The 21,565-nt window shown below is 37.8% G+C and carries 7 protein-coding genes and 1 pseudogene; all 8 read right to left on the reverse strand.

The window, feature by feature from the left end; genetic code table 11:
- Nucleotides 1-16,584: LamG-like jellyroll fold domain-containing protein (locus RB619_RS20960; RefSeq protein ID WP_308101059.1), on the reverse strand; the 16,584-nt coding region annotated here is incomplete at its 3' end.
- A 1,070-nt stretch (nt 16,585-17,654) separates the two neighbouring features.
- Nucleotides 17,655-18,458 (reverse strand): PRTRC system ThiF family protein, encoded by an 804-nt coding sequence (locus RB619_RS20965; protein ID WP_308101060.1) that lies wholly within the window; start codon nt 18,456-18,458, stop codon nt 17,655-17,657.
- Nucleotides 18,455-19,171 carry a PRTRC system protein B gene (locus tag RB619_RS20970; RefSeq protein ID WP_308101061.1) on the reverse strand — a complete coding sequence of 239 codons (717 nt, stop codon included), beginning with the start codon at nt 19,169-19,171 and terminating at the stop codon, nt 18,455-18,457. The genes RB619_RS20965 and RB619_RS20970 overlap by 4 nt, the downstream gene beginning before the upstream one ends.
- On the reverse strand, nt 19,168-20,259 hold the full coding sequence (locus RB619_RS20975; RefSeq protein ID WP_308101062.1) for a hypothetical protein: 1,092 nt from the start codon (nt 20,257-20,259) through the stop codon (nt 19,168-19,170). Before RB619_RS20975 ends, RB619_RS20970 begins: the two co-directional genes overlap by 4 nt.
- Nucleotides 20,260-20,315: 56 nt before the next feature.
- Nucleotides 20,316-20,534, reverse strand: a complete 219-nt coding sequence (locus tag RB619_RS20980) for a PRTRC system protein C (RefSeq protein ID WP_308101064.1) — start codon at nt 20,532-20,534, stop codon at nt 20,316-20,318.
- Nucleotides 20,528-21,067 carry a prtrc system protein e gene (locus RB619_RS20985; protein WP_308101065.1) on the reverse strand — a complete coding sequence of 180 codons (540 nt, stop codon included), beginning with the start codon at nt 21,065-21,067 and terminating at the stop codon, nt 20,528-20,530. The genes RB619_RS20980 and RB619_RS20985 overlap by 7 nt, the downstream gene beginning before the upstream one ends.
- 4 nt (nt 21,068-21,071) lie before the next feature.
- Nucleotides 21,072-21,278 carry a hypothetical protein gene (locus RB619_RS20990; protein WP_308101066.1) on the reverse strand — a complete coding sequence of 69 codons (207 nt, stop codon included), beginning with the start codon at nt 21,276-21,278 and terminating at the stop codon, nt 21,072-21,074.
- Nucleotides 21,279-21,325: 47 nt separating this feature from the next.
- Nucleotides 21,326-21,565, reverse strand: a pseudogene (locus tag RB619_RS20995) (hypothetical protein); the annotation flags it as partial.

Raw genomic sequence — 21,565 nt, forward strand, 5'->3', positions numbered from 1 at the left:
CACAGTACCGGTATTGGTTACTTGAAAACTATACGTGATGGTCTCCCCAGCCTCTGCTATTCCATTAGTATTAACATCATTGAAGGTGGCTGTTTTGGTCAGGGCAATCGTGCCGTTTGCTGTGAATGTAACCACAGTGGAGTCATCCGGAGTCACCGTTGCCGGATCATCGGAGGTATCGCTTACTGTGCCTCCTGATGGGTCTGTTCCTGTGGCGGTTGCCAGATTGGTCACATTTCCTGCATCAACATCTGCCTGAGTGATGGTGTAGGTAGCGCTGAAAGTTACAGTATCCACAGCTGCAGGGGCAAGGCTTGCAATGGTGCCGCTTACTGTAACCAATGGGTCAGTGATCGACACATTGGACAGGGTCACAGTACCGGTATTGGTTACTTGAAAACTATACGTTATGGTTTCTCCAGCATCGGCAAAACCGTTGCTGTTGCCATCATTGAAAGTGGCTGTTTTGGTTAATTCAATACTTTTACAATTTACCGATGTTATTTTCCAATTGTCATTTACAGGTATTCCACAATTAACAGTATTGGTTAATCCGTTAGTAGTTACACTTATAGAATTATCGTAATTTACCAAATCTACATTGACGCCTCCTGTCGTGGTATCAAATCCTGCTTCAACAGCATCATTACAAGAATCTCCATCAGAATCAAGATCTAAATAATCTGGCAAACTATCTCCATCTGTATCAATAGGTGTAATAAACCCAATAACAGACTCCCCAGTTTCGCAGTTATTTACAATTATATTTCCATCGTCATAATGACAATTGATAAGAGTGCTAGCTACTGCTGTATCTCCCACAACCTCAACAGCATCAGGTATTCCATCATTATCACTATCCAAATCTAGATAATTAGGTATATTATCACCATCTGTATCTATAGTACTACTTCCTTCAACAGCATTAGCAATACCATCATTATCACTATCAACATCATTTACATTTGGCACTCCATCTCCATCATTATCGGCTAATGTATTATCATAGCAATCACAAGTATCGGCTATTCCATCTAAATCTATATCCGGTCCTAACAGAAGAGCTGTCCCTACTTCTTGACCTCCTAAAGCGGTATTAGGTATCCCGTTTGCATCTACATTATTTCCTAAATTTGAATTAATGTTTGTAGAACCTCCAGAAATAGTAGAACTAATTAAATCAGCAGGTAAAAAACTTCCCGCTCCTTCAACTGCATCTGAACAATTATCTCCATCACTATCAAGATCTAAATGATTATAAAGTCCGTCTCCATCTGTATCACATAAAGGAGTACCTTCAAAATTAAAATAATCATCTGTCCATGCTACTTTATTACTGTAAGATACTGCATCTATTAATCCCGAATAAAATCCAGTAACTCCTGCTGCGTTATTTCCAAGACCTCCTCCAATGGCACCATCATCAGTATGAGTTGATATTTGATTGTATCCTGCTATAACCGCTGAATTGTCTTTAATTCCATTTATATAAACATTTAACTCTCCTTTGTCAAAAGATGCTCCAACATGTTTCCACTCTTGTACACCTAGTGTAGTTTGCGAAGTTATTGTAGTTGAAACACCTCCTTCGGTAACGGTATAATTAAGCAATCCGTTATTTAAGTACAATATGGCTCCATTTGTATTATCGCCTTCTTCATATAATATTCTATTACCTGTAATTACGTCTGGTTTAATCCACATTGCAATACTCATCGAAGAAAAACCTTTATTCATAAATCCATCAGCATTATACTGAACATAATTTGAAATACCGTCGAAAGATGCCGATACTCCTCCTTCAACCGCATCAATTGTTGAATAGGTTGGTGAATCAGCACTTACTTGATTGTATGAATTTGTCGAAGAATCGTTTGTATCATTATTAAAACGCCAAAACGCCTCTTTATTTACATTGATAAACTCAGCAGTAGGAGCAGTACACTCAGCTTCATTTCTATCTAAAATACCATCATTATCATCATCCAAATCATTTGCATCACAAATAGAATCTCCATCGGTATCAACGGGATAAGTATCACAAATTGTTTGCATCACAAAATCTACATTGGTACAAGTATCATTTATTATAACCAAAACTTCATTATCTGGCCCTGCTGATATGTATGGGTCTTTTTTTACAGGGGTTACAATAACATTTGGAAAATTGGTATGTACCCTAACATTATCAAGCCAAACAAACTCTCCTTCGCTTGCTGTAGTTCTAAACCTAATCGTCGTACTTGGAAATCCGACAAAAGAACTTAAATTAATAGTTTCGCTTCTTTTCGGATGATTATCCATACCATCATCTGTGTATGTATATACTGATGAAAATGTGGCTCCACCGTCTGTTGACACCTCCGCAAAAAATTGATCACCAGTGTCTAATGCGTCACTTGTATCAAAATCAAATGTAAGATTTGCAATCGTTGCATAGCTTAAATCCATCGCTCTAGTCAAAGTACTATTATTCTCTAAAAAGACATGTTGTACTGCTAAGTTATCATCAGATGCTGGGGTTGTTATAATTCCTGAATCGGCAGTATTACTTTGAATCCAACTGTTTTCAATCCAACCATTATAATTTCCAGAAAAGTTATTTGTCCCAGAGAAAACAGCTCCTTCAAAACCATCAGATATGATTACATAATTTTGTCTGGTATGACTATAAAAACCTAACGCATCAGTTGTAACTGTTGAAAGTAATAAATCTTGAGTAGCATTAATCAGTCCATCACCATTACCATCTGCATATATCTCAACTTCTATGTTTTGTAATGGATTTCCATTTAAATCTTCAACTACACCCGATATAGTTTTACAAGGAATTTGACACTCTGAAGACAACAGTGTAAAATCGTTACTTGTGCCAATTTGTTGTCCGCTATTGGCAATGGTAGGAATACCATTTACATCTACTGTATTTCCTAAATTAGTTTGAACATTTGTAGATCCTCCTGGCAATGTTGATGTTACTAAATTTGCTGTTGTAAAACCACCATCTCCTTCTATTGCATCTGCACAATTGTCTCCATCACTGTCTAAATCTTTCCAGTTTACGATACCATCATTATCAATATCCAAGTTAAATGCTTTTAAAACTGCATCAGAGCAAGAAGCTCCATCACTACCTCCCGCAATTGGTGTTACACTTCCGACTTGAAGAATATTTCCTGAGGTTAAATCAACTTTATAATATTTACCACTAGTATCTCCATATACATAAAAATTACCCTCTCTATCCATATACTGCGAACCAAATGTCTCTGATGTGAAACCATTTGCAGTAACACCCGTTAATAATGTTTGACCTGTTATAGGGTTAAATGTTCCAATTTGATAAGCATTTGGCGCTCCTCCATCTATCACATAATAAAATAAGCCATTCGTTGTACTGTATGCCCAATCTGACGCATTAACTGGAGTGCTTATTGGCGTTCCAAAATTAGAAGTTTCCAGCGCATAACCGGCTGTTGGATCTACTAATTGCAAGTAAGTACTTCTAGATGGGTTTATATCTACTGTGTAATAAGATGAGCCTGCAGCATTATAGAACATCAAGTAGCCATTTATATCATCTCCTGTAGTAAATTCAATATTTGTTGGCAAATTTGGAATAGTAAAACTCTCTAGTGCAGCAGTTAATTTATTAACTCTTACAACAGCTCCTGTTGTACCATTTACTCCCCATATATGAGAATCTAGAGAAACAAAACCAATTGCCTCTATTGGAAATCCAACAGGTTGCCCTATATTATTGGCTACACCTGTGTTAAAATTATAAGAGCGTAATTGTCCACTATCTCCAACAAATTGATATACTAATGAAAGACAATTTGGATCATATGGATATCCTTCTGTGGTATCAGTAATTCCGTCATTGTCGTCATCCAAATCATCTAAATCAGCAATTCCATCTCCATCAAAATCCTCACAAGAATCCCCAATTCCATTATTATCCGCATCAGGTCCAATTATTAAAGCATAACCGGCATCCTGACCACCATTGGCAATAGTTGGCACCCCATTTGCATCACTTGTTGTCCCTAGATTGACTTGAATATTTGTAGATCCTCCACTCATGGTTGACATCACTAGGTCAGAATTTTTAAAACCTCCGCCTCCTTCAATTACATCAGGACAATTATCTCCATCTGCATCTAAATCGATCTGATTGTACAATCCATCTCCATCATTGTCGCATACTTTAAGACTTTCAAAACTAATGTATTGTTTTGTCCAGGCAATAGTGTTAGAGTAGGAAACGGCATCCATTAAACCATTATAAAACCCAGTAACACCAGCAGCATTTGATGCCCCAATCACTCCTCCAAAACCACTGCCATCTGTATGGGCTCCAATACTTGTAAAAGAAGTTGTTACAGGAGGACTCAAAGCTTGACCATCTACATAAAGATTCATTTGTCCTCCATCAAAAGTGGCTGCTACATGATACCAATTATTGTAAAAAGTTGCCGGATGAGTTACAGTTTGAGAAACACCCCCTGAAGTGACTGTATATTTTAATTTTCCGTTATCCATATAAAGCACCAAACCATTGGTTGAGTTTCCTTCTTCATATAATATTCCGATATTAGAGAAATTGGCAGGTTTGATCCACATTGCAATACTGGTTTTGGACAAAGCACTTTCCATAAATCCAGCACCATTATTGTAACGCACAAAATTTGAAGAACCATTAAAATTGGCGGCATCCCCTTGAAGAGAACCTGATGAATAAGTAGGACCATTAGAATCTGTTGCATTATAGGTTCCCGAACCTGAATTGACGCTATTTGTAGTATTGTCAAATGTCCAAAATGTTGTTTTTCCATTGTTGATGAATTGAACTCCCGGATTAGCACACACCGCTTCATCAATATCTAAAATTCCGTCATTATCATCATCTAAATCATCTAAATAATTTATATTATCCCCATCGGGATCTTGACATTCATCACCTATACCGTTTTGATCTAAATCAGGACCTGAAATTTGAGAATTACCTGCCCCTTGCCCTGTTCCAGCAATTAATGGAACCCCATTTGCGCTAACATTATTTCCTAAGTTATCTGAAATTGGTAAAGTTGATATTCCTATATAATTAACTCCTGTGTTTCCACCATCAATACTTGAAGATGTAATGGAATTAAGTCCAAATGGTCCATCTCCTTCAATAGCATCTGCACAACCATCTCCATCACTATCAAGGTCTAAATCGTTTGTAATGCCATCTAGATCGCTGTCTAATTTGTTACATCCTGATAAAATTAATATACCTATTCCATTAGTCGTTGTTGACGTTGATCTACCATCAGCATGATATTCTACAACTATTTTATCTACAGGTAAATCATAACTAAAAGTGACAGCATCATTTGTATCGTCTTGAGATGTAGTGGCTGTCGAATAGTAATACTCAGTAGCCACATTGTATAGAATATTTGAGCCAACTAGATTTGTTGACTTTATGAGAGTAGAACCATTATAAGCTTTTACTCGTATATTTTCATTAGTTGCTGGACTGGCAATAGAACCTAAATTAAATATTTTAAATTTAAAATTTTGAACAGGTTGGGTTAATGTAAAGGTTGCAATCGCAGGTGCAGTAGGACTCGCTGTTGTATTGGCTCTTAGAACTGCAAAAGTTGTATTTGGTGAAGAATATCCATATTGTGTAGATGCCCCCATTGTGTTACCTGACAAATCAAATACATTTCCTGAGGCAGTAGTTGTATATTGCCCTATTCCTGTTGCAACATTTCCTGTGGTATTATTTAATGCATTGGCTATTGGGAATGTCATATAAGGATCTGCACAAGTCGATTCGGTAAGATCTAGAATACCATCATTGTCATCATCTAAATCGACTAAATCAGGAACAGTATCTCCATCTAAATCTTGACACATCGTTAAAGTGCTTGATTGCGCATACTGATATGTACTTACATAATCTGTTTTACCATCGTTTGCAGTACCGTTATTAGCTCCGTTATCAACAATATTAACCAATCCGTCTTGATTTGTATCTAAAGTTAAATTACTAGGAAACTGATAATTTGTACTTATATCCGTGGTTGCACCTGATTCGTATGCATCGCTACAACCATCTCCATCACTGTCTGTGTCTAAAATATTTATAGTTCCATCACTATCTGTGTCAACAAAAGTGCAACTTGTTTTGGGATGTGCACTTGAAATATAATCTGTTGCCACGACTGATGTTATTTCACCAATAGTATTTGCAATAGCTAACGCTGCTCCTCCTGCAGGAGCTGAAGTTTCAATTTTATAATATTTATATCCTATTGTATTTGCAGGAGCTGTTAAGGCAAAAGTTGTTCCAGCCGTATTGGTTATCAAGGTTGAAGATGATAGTGACGTCCAATTTACATTGTCGTTAGATCCTTTGACAATAGCAGCTGCACCAACTGTTGTACTAATATCATCTGTTAATGTAATTGATGATAATTTTATATTAGTTGGATATTCTAATGCAAAAATGGTACTTCCTGGGAGATTTTGCCCAACAGTAAACGCATCAAAATTAAATGTTTTTGTTGTTGAATCACCATCTGTAAGTAATGTAAAAGCATCTGGAGAAGTAAATTGTGACGTTACTGCTATTATTTTATTAGCTTCTACAGCTGTATAGTAACAATCAGGACTTTCTGTAGCGTCAACAACTCCATCATTATCATCATCAATGTCTGCTAAATCTAATATTCCGTCATTATCACTGTCGGAACAGTTATTTAAAGTGGCACCCAGTGCATATAAATTATAGGTTGACGTATAAGATGTTGTAGCCGAAGAAGTGTCATTGTTTTCTAAAGCATTGGCTAAACCATTGGTTCCATACGGCCCTTCCGCTATGGCATTTGGAGCAGTTACCGTGCCTGATGTGTTTACTAAACTACCGCTTAGCAATGTGCCTATTATTCCTGATTCTTTTGCATCCGGACAACCGTCACCATCACTGTCTAAATCCTTGTAATTTGAAATACTATCACCATCTAAATCACTGTTACAAACTGATTTAGGCAGGGCATTACTAACAAAAGGTGCGCCAAATGTATAGTTTACTTCATGAAGCCTTGTGCCTCCAGTCACTGTTCCTGCTAATCCATGTATTCTGAACTTATTATACGGTTTTGCAGTTTGCAGTGTATTTGTAAAAGTATAAGTCATATTAGCTGTTGTCATCGCTTGTGCAGCAGACATTGCTTCCCACGCTGTTCCGTTCCAACCTTGCAATTGCATACTACTTCCTGGAAAAGAATTGTTTATACCTATTTGAACCGTTACTGTTGCAATTGGTAATGAATTTGATTCTGGCAAATTGAATTCTATCAAATCTCTAGTTGATACATATCCTGCTGTGATGGTACCCCATGTAGCAGTATCTCCGTCAAAAGCAAATGAAAGAGGCTGAGTTGTGGAATCGAACGAAAGATCAGATGTGATATTGGTTAAGCTCTTAAACTCGCTTGGAGAATAAAAACAAGAAGGACTTTCAATACTATCTACAATACCATCATTATCATCATCTATATCTGTCGTATCTGGAATACTATCTACATCTAAATCCAAACAAGTATTCAAACTACTGCTCGATGCATATAAACTATAGGTTGATGGATAAGACGTTCCAGCTGATGAAGTATCATTATTCTCTAAAGGATTGGCTAAACCATTGAGCCCATAAGGACCTTGTGCAATCGCATTTGGAGAGTTTACCGCACCTGAAGTATTTACAACATTACCGTTTAACAGTGTGCCTGTAACTCCAGATTCTTTTGCATCAGGACAACCATCACCATCACTGTCTAAATCTATACGATTCGCAATACCATCAGAATCCGTATCAATATCTTCATATGATGGTTCATAATAGGTTTGCAATGCACATAAACCATAGGTTAGAAAAAAACTACCCCCAACACTTGTTACTGTTACAGTCACAGAGGTGTATGTAGTTCCTGACACTTTATAAATCTCTGGAGCTGTTCCATTTCCGTTTACTAAAGTCTGTGTGGTACTTGATGTTATAATTTCACTTTTATTGCAAGATTCACATACTAATTGCTGGCCCGTTGTGTTATTGGTATCAATACGTACCTGTTCAATAAGTGATGGTGGAGCGCTCTCAATAGCACTTAATATAAATTCAAAATTGGTAACAGGTTTACTAAAGGTAAAAGTCACAGACTCCCCTCCTTGTGCACGTTGCCAATCGGGTAATCCACTTACTGTGCCTAATCCACATTGAAGACTGCCTGTACCTCCACTACCCTGTGAAACAAGAGCAGTTCCTGATTTTGTAACTGTATAGGTAACCTCTTGATTATCTACAATTACTGTTCCAGTCGAAGAAGCTGTTGAAAAAGGCGGAGCAATCCATGATGTACAAATTTCAGTTGAACAAGGCATTTCTATTTGCTCAGTAATGTCTAATATCCCATCATTATCATCATCTATATCTGTTAAATCTCCCACGCCATCACTGTCAGAATCAGCACATAAATTAAGAGCATTAGATGTTGCATACTGATTGTAAGTAGAAGAATAATTTATGGTGCCTGTGGTACCATTTTCTTTAGTGTCGTTAAGTCCGTTAGCATTTGTATCTGGAGCAGCAGCAAACTGGTTGTTGGCTGTTTCGGCTGTGATTGCTCCAGCTTCATAACTGTCACTACAGCCATCTCCATCGCTATCTGCATCCTGATGGTTGTATTCACCATCATTATCGGTATCTGTTGAACAAATTCCCTTCGGATTAGCACTCGGATTATAGGACGTAGCCAGGACAGAATTCACCTCTCCTATGGTCGTGGTGGCTACAGTTGCAGAGCCAGCTGTGCCAAGCACACGATAAAATTTGTATTTCCCTGTATTGGTATTATTGAATGTTTTAGGACTGGTGGTATTGCTTAAGGCAACATCTCCGTTGCCTAGATTTGTCCAAGTAAGTCCATCCTGTGACCCTTCAATCCTGGCTGTTGCAGATGTACCAAAAGTAGTATTGTTTGTAAAACTTATTTGAGAGAGCTGTACCGCTGTGGGGTATTCCATAATCAATAAAGAAGCTCCACTAATAGCCTGTCCTGCAGTGTAACTAAAGGTAAGCGTTGCCAAAGAGTCATGAAGTATCTGGATATCACCATCTGACTGGTCATCATCAGGGCTTGTTAATGAGGAGCGTACTGTTACTAGTGTATTAGCCTCTGCAGCGGTGTAAAAACATGAAGGACTCTCGACAGCATCCAAAACACCATCATTATCATCATCGATATCTGTTAAATCGCCTACACCATCACTGTCAAAATCAGTACATAAATTAAGTGCGCTAAATATTGCATACTGATTGTAAGTAGAAGAATAATTTATGGTGCCTGTTGTACCATTTTCTTTAGTATCGTTAAGTCCGTTAGCATTTGTATCTGGCGCAGCGGCAAACTGGTTGTTGGCTGTCTCAGCTGTAATCGCTCCGGCTTCATAGCTATCGCTACAGCCATCTCCATCGCTGTCTGCATCCTGATGGTTGTATTTACCATCATTATCGGTATCTGTTAAACAAATTCCTTTCGGATTAGCACTCGGATTATAGGACGTAGCTAGGACAGAGTTCACTTCTCCTATGGTTGTAGTGGCTACTGTTGCAGAGCCTGCTGTACCAAGCACACGATAAAATTTGTACTTTCCTGTATTGGTATTATTGAATACTTTTGGATCAGTGGTATTACTTAAAGCAACATCTCCGTTACTTAGATTTGTCCAAACAAGGCCATCTTGTGACCCTTCAAGCCTTGCAGTTGAAGATGCGCCAAAAGTGGTATTGTTTACAAAACTTAATTGGGAGATCTGTACCGCTGTGGGGTATTCCATAATCAATAACGAAGCTCCATTTATAGTCTGCCCCGCAGTATAATTAAAGGTAAGCGTTGTTAAAGCGTCATGAAGCATCTGGATGTCGCCATCTGACTGGTCATCATCAGGGCTTGTTAATGAAGAGGTTACTGTTACCAGTGTATTTGCTTCTGTAGCTGTATAATAACAGTTTGGTGATTCTACAGCGTCTAAAACACCATCATTATCATCATCGATGTCTGTTAAATCTCCCACACCATCATTATCAAAATCAGTACATAAATTAAGTGCGCTAAATATTGCATACTGATTGTAAGTAGAAGAATAATTTATGGTGCTTGTTGTACCATTTTCTTTAGTGTCGTTAAGTCCGTTAGCATTTGTATCTGGAGCAGCAGCAAACTGGTTGTTGGCTGTCTCGGCTGTGATTGCTCCGGCTTCATAACTATCGCTACAGCCATCGCCATCGCTGTCTAAATCGAAACGATTTGATACTCCATCATTGTCTGTGTCTATATCAACAATTGTATTACTTAATTCCTGAGAGGTAGGGCATCTGAAACCTAAAGAAGGAGCAGGATCTCCCGCACCATTCATACCAGCCCAATACTCTCTAATATAATATGTTGTATTTGGGAGCATTAAATAATCAGTAGTTAATTGAACTTCGTTTGACCATGAAGCAGTTATCCCTCCTGTATATAATAGAGTACTGTTTGTAAATGTTGGACTTGTAGAAATCTCTACACGTATCTGAGGTGCACTTGGTATTGCATAAAACCCAACATAATCAAATATTACAGCATTACATGACGTAGCAATCTCCCATTGAATATAATCATTTTCAGTTACTGCCTGACTTAATGAAGATGCAGAACCTGTCAATGGACCTGTATATGGTGTTGACATTCCTGAAATTGTTGGAGCATTTTGAATGTAATTAAAATATTGTTCTCCCCAATTAGGAATGTAGGTATTAGCCAAGCAAAAACCACAATTGGCTCCATTATCATTATCCCAAAAATAAAATTGACCTAAAGTATCGTTTACAGTTGGGATACTACAACCTCCAGAACAGTTAAGTTCTAAAAGTTCTAATGCGTCCAATACACCATCATTATCATCATCTATATCTACTAAATCTCCCACACCATCATTATCAAAATCAGCACATAAATTAAGAGCATTAGATGTTGCATACTGATTGTAAGTAGAAGAATAATTAATGGTGCCTGTTGTACCATTTTCTTTAGTATCGTTAAGTCCGTTAGCATTTGTATCTGGCGCAGCGGCAAACTGGTTGTTGGCTGTCTCGGCTGTGATCGCTCCGGCTTCATAGCTATCGCTACAGCCATCTCCATCGCTGTCTGCATCCTGATGGTTGTATTTACCATCATTATCGGTATCTGTTAAACAAATTCCCTTCGGATTGGCACTCGGATTATAGGACGTAGCCAGGACAGAATTTACCTCTCCTATGGTTGTAGCTACTACAGTTACAGGACCAGCTGTGCCAAGCACACGGTAATATTTAAATTTGCCTGTATTGGTGTTATTGAATGTTTTAGGGCTGGTGGTATTACTTAAGGCAACATCTCCGTTGCCTAGGTTTATCCAGGTAAGGCCATCCTGAGACCCTTCAAGCCTTGCTGTTGCAGATGCGCCAAAAGTAGTATTGTTTACAAAACTTAATTGGGAGAGCTGTACTGCAGTGGGGTATTCCATAATCAATAACGAAGCGCCATTTATTGCCTGCCCAGCATCATAATTAAAAGTAAGTGTTGCAGAGGCATCGTGCAATATCTGAATATCCCCATCAATTTGGCTATCATCAGGACTGGTTAACGAAGACCTAACTTTCATTAAAGTATTGGCTTCTGCCTCTGTATAGAAACAGGAAGGACTCTCTGTAGCATCCAGTACTCCATCATTGTCGTCATCTATATCTGAAAAGTCACTTTTGCCATCATTATCTGAGTCAGTACAAAGTTTAAGCGCATTATAAACCGCAAACTGATTGTAGGTAGAAAGGTAATTTATAGTCCCAGTACTTCCTGTTTCTTTGCTATCATTAAGACCATTATTATTCGCGTCTGGTGTAGCAGCAAACTGATTGTTTGCTGTTTCCGATGCTATAGCACCTGCTTCATAACTGTCACTACAGCCATCTCCATCACTGTCAAGATCCAGATGATTCGATACACCATCACCGTCTGTGTCAAGTGAACAATAAGCAGAAACTGGACGAACGAATATATCATCAATTGCTACATTATTTCCTGCTACAGAAACATTGTATATTTCTAATTCATAAGTTCCTGCAGGTAGTATAAGTAACCCATCTGTTAATACCCAAACCCTGTTAGCCGATGGTATTGATCCTGAAGGTTTATCAAATAATATAGCATTAGTACTTTGGTCTTTGAGTCTAATCCCATACTCTGCTGGATTAGATGCGACGTTAACTACATTTTGCAACCAGAATCCAATATTATAGACCCATTCGCTAGTGGTTGTAAAAGTCGTATTATAAACTGTTGCTTGAGTGGCAGCTCCATTGATACCTAAAAACGCATCATTTGTAGCTCCAGTAGAATGTCCCAATACCCCACTCATATTACTGTGCCAGCTAGCACCTGAAATATTAGAAATAACAGCATATTGTGCTGCTAAAGTATTAGTTGTTGCATAATTATACGGCGCTCCTGGTGGATTATTTACATCTCGGCTACCAGAACCTAATATGCCAAAAGTGCCATTAAAATCATCTGTTGAAGCTAGCATAGATGTTACACATCCTTCATCTGTATCCAATACGCCATCATTATCATCATCTATATCTACTAAATCTCCCACGCCATCACTATCAAAATCAGCACATAAATTAAGAGCATTAGATGTTGCATACTGATTGTAAGTAGAAGAATAATTTATGGTACCTGTTGTACCATTTTCTTTAGTGTCGTTAAGTCCGTTAGCATTTGTGTCAGGAGTAGCGGCAAACTGGTTGTTGGCTGTCTCGGCTGTGATCGCTCCGGCTTCATAGCTATCGCTACAGCCATCTCCATCGCTATCAAGATCCTGATGGTTGTATTTACCGTCACTATCGGTATCTGTTGAACAGGTTCCCTTCGGATTGGCACTTGGATTATAGGACGTAGCCAGGACAGAATTTACCTCTCCTATGGTTGTAGCTACTACAGTTACAGGGCCAGCTGTGCCAAGCACACGGTAATATTTAAATTTGCCTGTATTGGTGTTATTGAATGTTTTAGGGCTGGTGGTATTGCTTAAGGCAACATCTCCGTTGCCTAGGTTTGTCCAGGTAAGGCCATCCTGAGATCCTTCAAGCCTGGCTGTTGCAGATGCGCCAAAAGTAGTATTATTTACAAAACTTAATTGGGAGAGCTGTACTGCTGTGGAGTATTCCATAATCAATAACGAAGCGCCATTTATTGCCTGCCCAGCATCATAATTAAAAGTAAGTGTTGCAGAGGCATCGTGCAATATCTGAATATCCCCATCAATTTGGCTATCATCAGGACTGGTTAACGAAGACCTAACTTTCATTAAAGTATTGGCTTCTGCCTCTGTATAGAAACAGGAAGGACTCTCTGTAGCATCCAGTACCCCATCATTGTCGTCATCTATATCTGAAAAATCACTCTTACCATCATTGTCTGAGTCAGTACAAAGTTTAAGGGCATTATAAACTGCTAACTGATTGTAGGTAGAAAGGTAATTTATAGTCCCAGTACTTCCTGTTTCTTTGCTATCATTAAGACCATTATTATTCGCGTCTGGTGTAGCAGCAAACTGATTGTTTGCTGTTTCCGATGCTATAGCACCTGCTTCATAACTGTCACTACATCCATCTCCATCACTGTCAAGATCCAGATGATTCGATACACCATCACCGTCTGTGTCAAGTGAACAATAAGCAGGAATTGGACGAACGAATATATCATCAATTGCTACATCATTTCCTGCTGCTCCAACAGTAACATTGTATATTTCTAATTCATAAGTTCCTGCAGGTAGTATAAGTAACCCATCTGTTAATACCCAAACCCTGTTAGCCGATGGTATTGATCCCGAAGATTTATCAAATAATACAACATTAGTACTTTGGTCTTTGAGTCTAATCCCATACTCTGCTGGATTAGATGCGACGTTAACTACATTTTGCAACCAAAATCCAATATTATAGCCCCATTCGCTAGTGGTTGTAAAGGTCACATTATAAGCCGCTGCTTGAGTGGCAGCTCCATTAACAGCTAAAAACGCATCATTTGTAGCTCCAGTAGAATGTCCCAATACCCCACTCATATTACTGTGCCAGCTAGCACCTGAAATATTAGAAATAACAGCATATTGTCCTTCTACAGTATTAATTGTTGCATAACTATACGGCGCCCCTGGTGGATTATTTACATCTCGGCTACCAGAACCTAATATACCAAAAGTACCATTAAAATCATCTACCGAAGTTGCCATAGATGTTACACATCCTTCATCTGTATCCAATACGCCATCATTATCATCATCTATATCTGCTATATCTCCCACACCATCATTATCAAAATCAGCACATGAATTAATATTGCTAGATAGTGCATACTGATTGTAAGAAGAAGAATAATTTATGGTGCCTGTTGTGCCATTTTCTTTAGTATCGTTAAGTCCGTTAGCATTTGTATCAGGAATAGCAACAAACTGGTTGTTGGCTATCTCGGCGGTGATTGCTCCAGCTTCATAGCTATCACTACAGCCATCACCATCACTGTCTGCATCCTGATGGTTGTATTTACCATCATTATCGGTATCTTTTGAACAGATTCCCTTCGGATTAGCACTCTGATTATAGGACGTAGCCAAGATAGAATTCACTTCTCCTATGGTCGTGGCAGCTACAGTTACAGTGCCACCTGTACCAAACACACGGTAAAATTTAAATTTGCCTGTATTGGTATTATTGAATGTTTTAGGAGTGATGACATTGTTTAAATCAACATTTCCGTTCCCTAAATTGATCCAGGTAAGACCATCTTGTGACCCTTCAAGTCTGGCTAGTGCTCCCGTGCCAAAAGCAGTATTATTTATAAAACTTAATTGGGAGAGCTGTACCGCTGTAGGGTATTCCATAATCAATAACGAAGCTCCATTTATAGCCTGACCCGCTACATAATTAAAAGTAAGCGTTCCTAAAGCGTCATGAAGCATCTGGATGTCGCCATCTGACTGGTCATCATCAAGACTTGTTAATGAGGAACGTACTGTTACAAGCGTATTAGCCTCTGATGTTGTATAATAACAGCTTGGTGCTTCTACAGCATCTAAAATACCATCATTATCATCATCTATATCTGTTAAATCTCCCACACCATCACTGTCAAAATCAGCACATAAATTAAAAGTATTAGATATAGCATACTGATTGTACGTAGAAGAATAATTCATGGTGCCTGTTGTACCATTTTCTTTAGTATCGTTAAGTCCGTTAGCATTTGTATCTGGAGCAGCTGCAAACTGGTTGTTGGCTGTCTCGGCTGTGATTGCTCCGGCTTCATAACTGTCACTACATCCATCACCATCGCTGTCTGCATCCTGATGGTTGTATTTACCATCATTATCGGTATCTATTGAACAAATTCCTTTCGGATAAGCACTCTGATTATAGGACGTAGCCAGAACAGAATTTACTTCTCCTATGGTTGTAGTGGCTACAGTTACAGGCCCACCTGTCCCAAGCACACGGTAAAATTTAAATTTGCCTGTATTGGTGTTATTGAATGTTTTAGGACTGGTGGCATTGTTTAAATCAACATTTCCGTTCCCTAAGTTAACCCAGGTAATACCATCCTGCGACCCTTCAAGCCTTGCTGTTGCAGATGTGCCAAAAGCAGTATTGTTTACAAAACTTAATTGAGAGAGCTGTACCGCAGTGGGGTATTCCATAATTAATAACGAAGCTCCATTTATAGTCTGACCCGCAGTATAATTAAAAGTAAGCGTTGTTAAACCGTCATGAAGCATCTGGATATCACCATCTGCCTGGTCATCATCAGGACTAGCTAAGGAGGATCGTATCCTTACCAGTGTATTAGCCTCTGTAGCGGTGTAGAAACATGAAGGACTCTCGACAGCATCCAAAATACCATCATTATCATCGTCTATATCAATATTGTTACAAATCCCGTCTGCATCAAAATCATCAGTTGAGGAAGTTCCTCCAATAATTCCTGCGCATTGTAAAGAATTAGAATAATCAGGAATACTAATTTTACCTTTATTGTTTCCAATTTCCAATTTCCAGTCTCCATCTTTTCCTGTAATGTTAGTTGATGCCGAAATTTTAACCCCTAATTGTTTTTCAATATAACGGACTGCATCAGTCCCCTTTTTTCCTTTTCCAAATTCACAGGCATATATATTAATATATGTTATGTTTTCAGACAAAACATTTTTAAGAAATAAAACTATCTCTTCTTTTTTCATCCAATGATTATGGAGGAATAATTCTCCAGATTTTCCATGAGAAAATAATTGAAAAATTTCAGGATTAGCCTTGTTTTTTAGTTTAAGAATAATTTTTTTAGATTCTTTTACATTTTTATCAATGTAAAAATTACTATTTTCCGCTGTAAATGATACCGAAATAGCCAATAAAAAAAACAAGAAAAATGGAGTTAAGAGTAAAAATCTTTTCATAAAAAATGCTTTTAGAATATTAATGAATAGTCTAAGCAAATATTATTTTGTGGGGGCTTTTTAAATAATACTTCCTACTGATTTGTAAGATTTCTGAAAAACAAAATGGAACAGAAATTATTTAATTTTAGGCTGATAAGAAATTTAATGTAATCAAATTTAACAAAAAATATTTAATGTAGTATTTTTTTTATTTTATTTTGTGTTAAAAAAAAAGATTTTTTGCAATTTTTAATTTCTTATTTGTAGTTTTAAAGTGTAGTTTATATTTGTAGGATTAGTTATGTTTGCAAATTTAATTTAGTGTTAGGGTTTTTATTAAAAAGATAACACTCGAAATAATTAGAATCAATTAAGTTTGTACATAATTTGACTGATTTTTCCAAGTCAAAACCAGATTGTCTTTTTATGGATTATTGGAGACAGACATAATAATGGATTTATATTCGTGACTTCACAAATTCCAGTTCAAGGCAGGTATGGTATAATTGGAAAAAAAATGATAACGGATGCAATATTAAATAGGCTTATAATAAATCTCATAGACTCGAATTACATGGAGAATTCATGAGAAAGAAAAGAGGAATAAACAAAGAGTGAATTTTTATTGTATTTGAATTATAATTATCAGATGAAAAAAAAAGTTTTTAATCAAAATGAAGATGCTTATTTTGAACTGAAAAATAGGTACTCACTTTAAATAGGAATGTGGTGATCAATATCACCAGAATTTACAGTTTGTAGTGGTAATTCTGCGTTTTTCATAAAAATGATTAGAAATCATCAAATAGACTAATATATTTTGTACGCAGTCCTAATGCACTTTTATGTTTAAAATTTGCTCAAAGTAAAACTGGTTAGAAGTAATATAGCACGTAGAGAATACAGATAATAGACGTTTTTAATTTTGCTGTTTTAAAATAGTTAACGCTAAAAGATAATATTCTAGTGAATTAATATTAAAAATGCGCCTGCCAAAAATGAGGTAGTTTCGTGCAAGCGAGCGTATTTGTTTTAGAACGCCCTGCAATTGCCTGACCAAAGGAAGCTCAATTGCGGGGCGGCGGGCATCAGCACACCATTATTGGTTCTGTTTTAAAATTTCCGAGATTCAGAAAAAATCCTCTATGGGCTGTCATTCCTTCACGCAAGAGCTTCCATAAAAGTGATGCTCCCATACTGGCAAGTGATGCATTTATAAATAAGTCCTGTTTTTCGAGTGCCTCGGCAAGGGAACAGCTTGGCTCACTTGTATCACTCTGCGTTTGCAGTAATTCCTTAAATTCATTGGTTACCATTGGAAGATTCGGTACAGTCCTGTATAGTTTGGAATCAGGCTGTTGGATTTCTCTGATTGTGGAAAGTATCGCCTGTCCTGTATTTTGAGCATTGCCGAGGTCAAGCCAATATAGTGATTTGGTACGTTCAAAATCGCTGTTTATATTGCAATTCAGCAGGAAATCTGCAATATCAAAACGTGCCGATACGGTATCCACACAGCTTATATAGAGGTTTGCCCTGCCACGATTGGGCAGGGATTTCAGATTCTTTGTTGAGAACTGCTCTGTTACGGCTTTCCAATTCGTTCCGAAAAAGCGGTTGGTGCGGTTGATGAGTGCTACGGCTTTAGGAAGTCCAACCTCAGCATCTGCAAATAGCTGTCTGCCCTGATTGGCCTGAGTAACTACATCATCATCAAATAAATTGACCTGTAATCCTGCATGACCTAAAGCTATAAGGCTGTGGTTCATTCTTGCGAGTTCTGTCAGCATTCTGCTTCCTGTTCCTCCTGCGCCAATGAGATTTACTGTTATTGGATTGGTTGGATTTATCAGGTAATTGTGTGTATAATGTATTGTTTTTTGTGTGTTCATGATAGTATGTTTTTAATTGTTAAATCATTTTTGAGTAATGATTTTATCGGAAACGGTTTAACGCTACCCATAAGTTTTTGCCAAAGCTGAATAATGTTCCCTTTTACAGGACTTTTATTTCCAATGAGATGGCTGAAATAGCTGTTGAAAAAATACTGCTGCCAAAGTGACATAAAATCTTCCAAATGGCAGTTGGACTTTATGTTAACTGATACCGTTCCCATACAGACTCTGCCATCGGTGTATACATTAAAAAAGGGTGCATGATATAAATTAGTCTGTTCGTTTATCTGCGTTTCAGTATCCATTGCATAAATGTAAAGGGTGTTTTTAGACGCTTTCCACAGCAAAGGCGGTACAAATGCTTCACCGCTTGGAATCCCTAAACTTTCCACAAAAAACAAACTGACTTTTTGGGCAGGGGTGTACCAAATTACAGAACCATTCTGCTCGGGATTCAAATGCAGTACATTTTTAGGAAGCAGTCCTGATGGTTTCAGGAATTTACGTGTGAGTTCGTCTGAGGTATCAAGGGCATTGGCAAGCTGTGTACTTTCTTTAAGGCTTAAAGGATGGGCGTTTATGGGACAGCCATTTTTATCCATATCATAGGCTTCCACATAAATGGATTTTTCAGCCGTTTCTTTCTGATAGACTACAAAGGCTTTTACAGGATTGTATAATGTTCCGAGTTTTTGAGTTATATCTTTCATAGCATATTATTTAAAAGGGTGCATAAATCATTTAGAAGCGGAAACAATCTACACTCGAAATCGAGCGCTTTAGGGGTTAATTCGTTTTGGGTATCATAAATCTGCAGGAGTGTAGGTTCTTCTATTTCGGAACACTCGTTAAATTCATCATTGATTACCCTTGCAATATTTTCATAAAGTGCTCCATCGGTATCTGCGATAAAAGAAATATACTGTTCTGCCCTTATAATCCCTTCCTCACTTTCAAATTCCCGATTCGATGTATTTTGAAAAATTGTACCTGAAGGATATTCGAGCATTAGTGCCAATGCCAGTTTTGCAACACTCAGACAGTCTTTTTCGAAATCAGTATTGAACTTGTAACATTCGATACGTTTTTCGAAGACGTTTAAATGATATGGATTATACATTTTACGGTGCATCACATCTCCATAATAAGAAGCCGTGTTTAATTCTGAAATCATACTAGTTCCGCCTTGGCACTCTTCATGCTCCAACTCATCAATGAGCCATTCTTCCATGCATTCATAATGATAATACAGACAACTGCTGTCTTCCCTGTAATAGGGAATCCCTGCAATATGGTAGAGATAAGCAAAAACAGACAGCAGTAATTCTGCGGTTGGTTTTTGTCTGCTGTCCTGTAACAGCCTGTACAGTGGCAGTACAGGAATATAGTACAGCGTATTGCAAGTATTATAACTATGTTTGGTTGCTAATTTTACACTCCCATCATTTTCCTGTATAATTGACAATTCAATATCGCGACCCAAACCGTTAAGCTGTTTCTGCGCATCTGAATGTGCCAAGAGTATATTATAGGGATAGGATTTGCCTGTGGTGTCCAAAACTTTAAAACCATACAGTCTGGAAAGAACAGCAAGCGAACTCAAAAAATCTTTTTCCACCTGATTTTGGCTTGGTACTTTTTTACCCATCTCGAACAACGGCAGAAAGGAATGCCTTAAAAAACCATCGGCAAAAGTTTGAGCGGAGCCGAATTGTTTGGGCTGTTTTTTACTTCCTGCGCATCTGCAAGCCGGTCTGTGTTTTCTGCCCATGTGCCTAACTGTTTGTATAGTCTGCATAACTTTTTGTTTTTGGACAGTCTGATACTGCCTGTTATCGTTTGCTTTTTCATGGCTTATCCTTTTGTGCCGATTTGTAATACAAATTTGTACTGCACGGCATCGTCATTTATAACAGGTCCCTCTATAGATGCGGTTGTCAATATTGGATAGGTCTGCGTATAGAAGTTCAATACCGCTTCGGGACTGAATGACGGGGATGGGTCAGCGAGTTTAATGTCTGTTTCTTTATCCCTAAAAGTAAATATGCGCTCTAAGGTGGTTGCTGTTAACATGGTTCATCTGTATTAGGGTCATTGAAAAGGTCTATTGGGAATTTATCGGAAAGCTCCGCTTTGCGGGCGTGAATAATGTCTTTATACTCAGGATAAAGTTCAGCAGACGGCACTTTCATCCATGCTTCTTTAAACTTTCCTGCTGATTCAAGTTCTTCTGCTTTTTTCATAGCAGATTCGTACTGTTTCTGCAATTCGATTTTTTCTTTGCCCATCTTCAGAATGTTGTCTTTTTCCATCTGCGAGGTCACTTTTGCCTGCTCTTTTTCTTTAAGGAACTGCTCCATATTGGCAAAAAGCTGTGCGGTATCTTGTACAGGCTCTGTAATAGCATCAAAAAATCCTTTATCGAGTTCCTCAGCCGTACCTTTGAGCAGAATAGGCGGTACTTTTTTACGGGCATCATCACCAACAGTATCGTTAAAAAATAATACCGATACAATGAGTTTATCTGTATCTTCTCGGGCTATATTTATTTTCCAATTCCCTGCGACCTGCAAGGAAAGGACTGCTTTAAAAAAATTGGTTTCCATTGCTTTACTTTTTTGTTTCTTTTACCTCTAAATCGCTAATTTTTATAAGTTTTTCATACATATCCTGCCAATAGGCTTGTCGTTTCTTATCAAACTTTTCAAAGAGTTTATCGGTATGGGAAAAATTTCTGAAATAATCTGCCTGCTTTATAGCTTGGATTAAATTGGTAACCTCTACATTTTCTCCGTTTTTATCTTCTATCTGTATCATGCTGTCAAGTTTTAAAAGGACAGGCAGGTTATGCCTGTCCTGATTGGTTAATTAAGAATCAAAGCATCTGAACCTTTACTTGCAAAATCCACACAAAGGTTAAAAGCGGATTGTGTGCGAATCTGCGCTGTTCCTCCCATTAAAAGGGAAGTTAATTTTGCTTCCTCATCTTTGTAATTTCTCATATTCTGGAAGTAGCGTAGGATAAGCACCTGATGCCTTATCATATCACTATGACAGGTTTTCCTGAACTCTCCCCCGAACCGTACGTACATGTCTCCATGTAT

The sequence above is a fragment of the Flavobacterium sp. LHD-80 genome (assembly GCF_030929605.1).
Classification (GTDB): Bacteria; Bacteroidota; Bacteroidia; order Flavobacteriales; family Flavobacteriaceae; genus Flavobacterium.

Coding starts and splice junctions, on each gene's coding strand:
- RB619_RS20965 (WP_308101060.1), bottom strand. CDS start 18,458: ATGAACACACAAAAAACAATACATTATACACACAATTACCTGATAAAT.
- RB619_RS20970 (WP_308101061.1), bottom strand. CDS start 19,171: ATGAAAGATATAACTCAAAAACTCGGAACATTATACAATCCTGTAAAA.
- RB619_RS20975 (WP_308101062.1), bottom strand. CDS start 20,259: ATGCAGACTATACAAACAGTTAGGCACATGGGCAGAAAACACAGACCG.
- RB619_RS20980 (WP_308101064.1), bottom strand. CDS start 20,534: ATGTTAACAGCAACCACCTTAGAGCGCATATTTACTTTTAGGGATAAA.
- RB619_RS20985 (WP_308101065.1), bottom strand. CDS start 21,067: ATGGAAACCAATTTTTTTAAAGCAGTCCTTTCCTTGCAGGTCGCAGGG.
- RB619_RS20990 (WP_308101066.1), bottom strand. CDS start 21,278: ATGATACAGATAGAAGATAAAAACGGAGAAAATGTAGAGGTTACCAAT.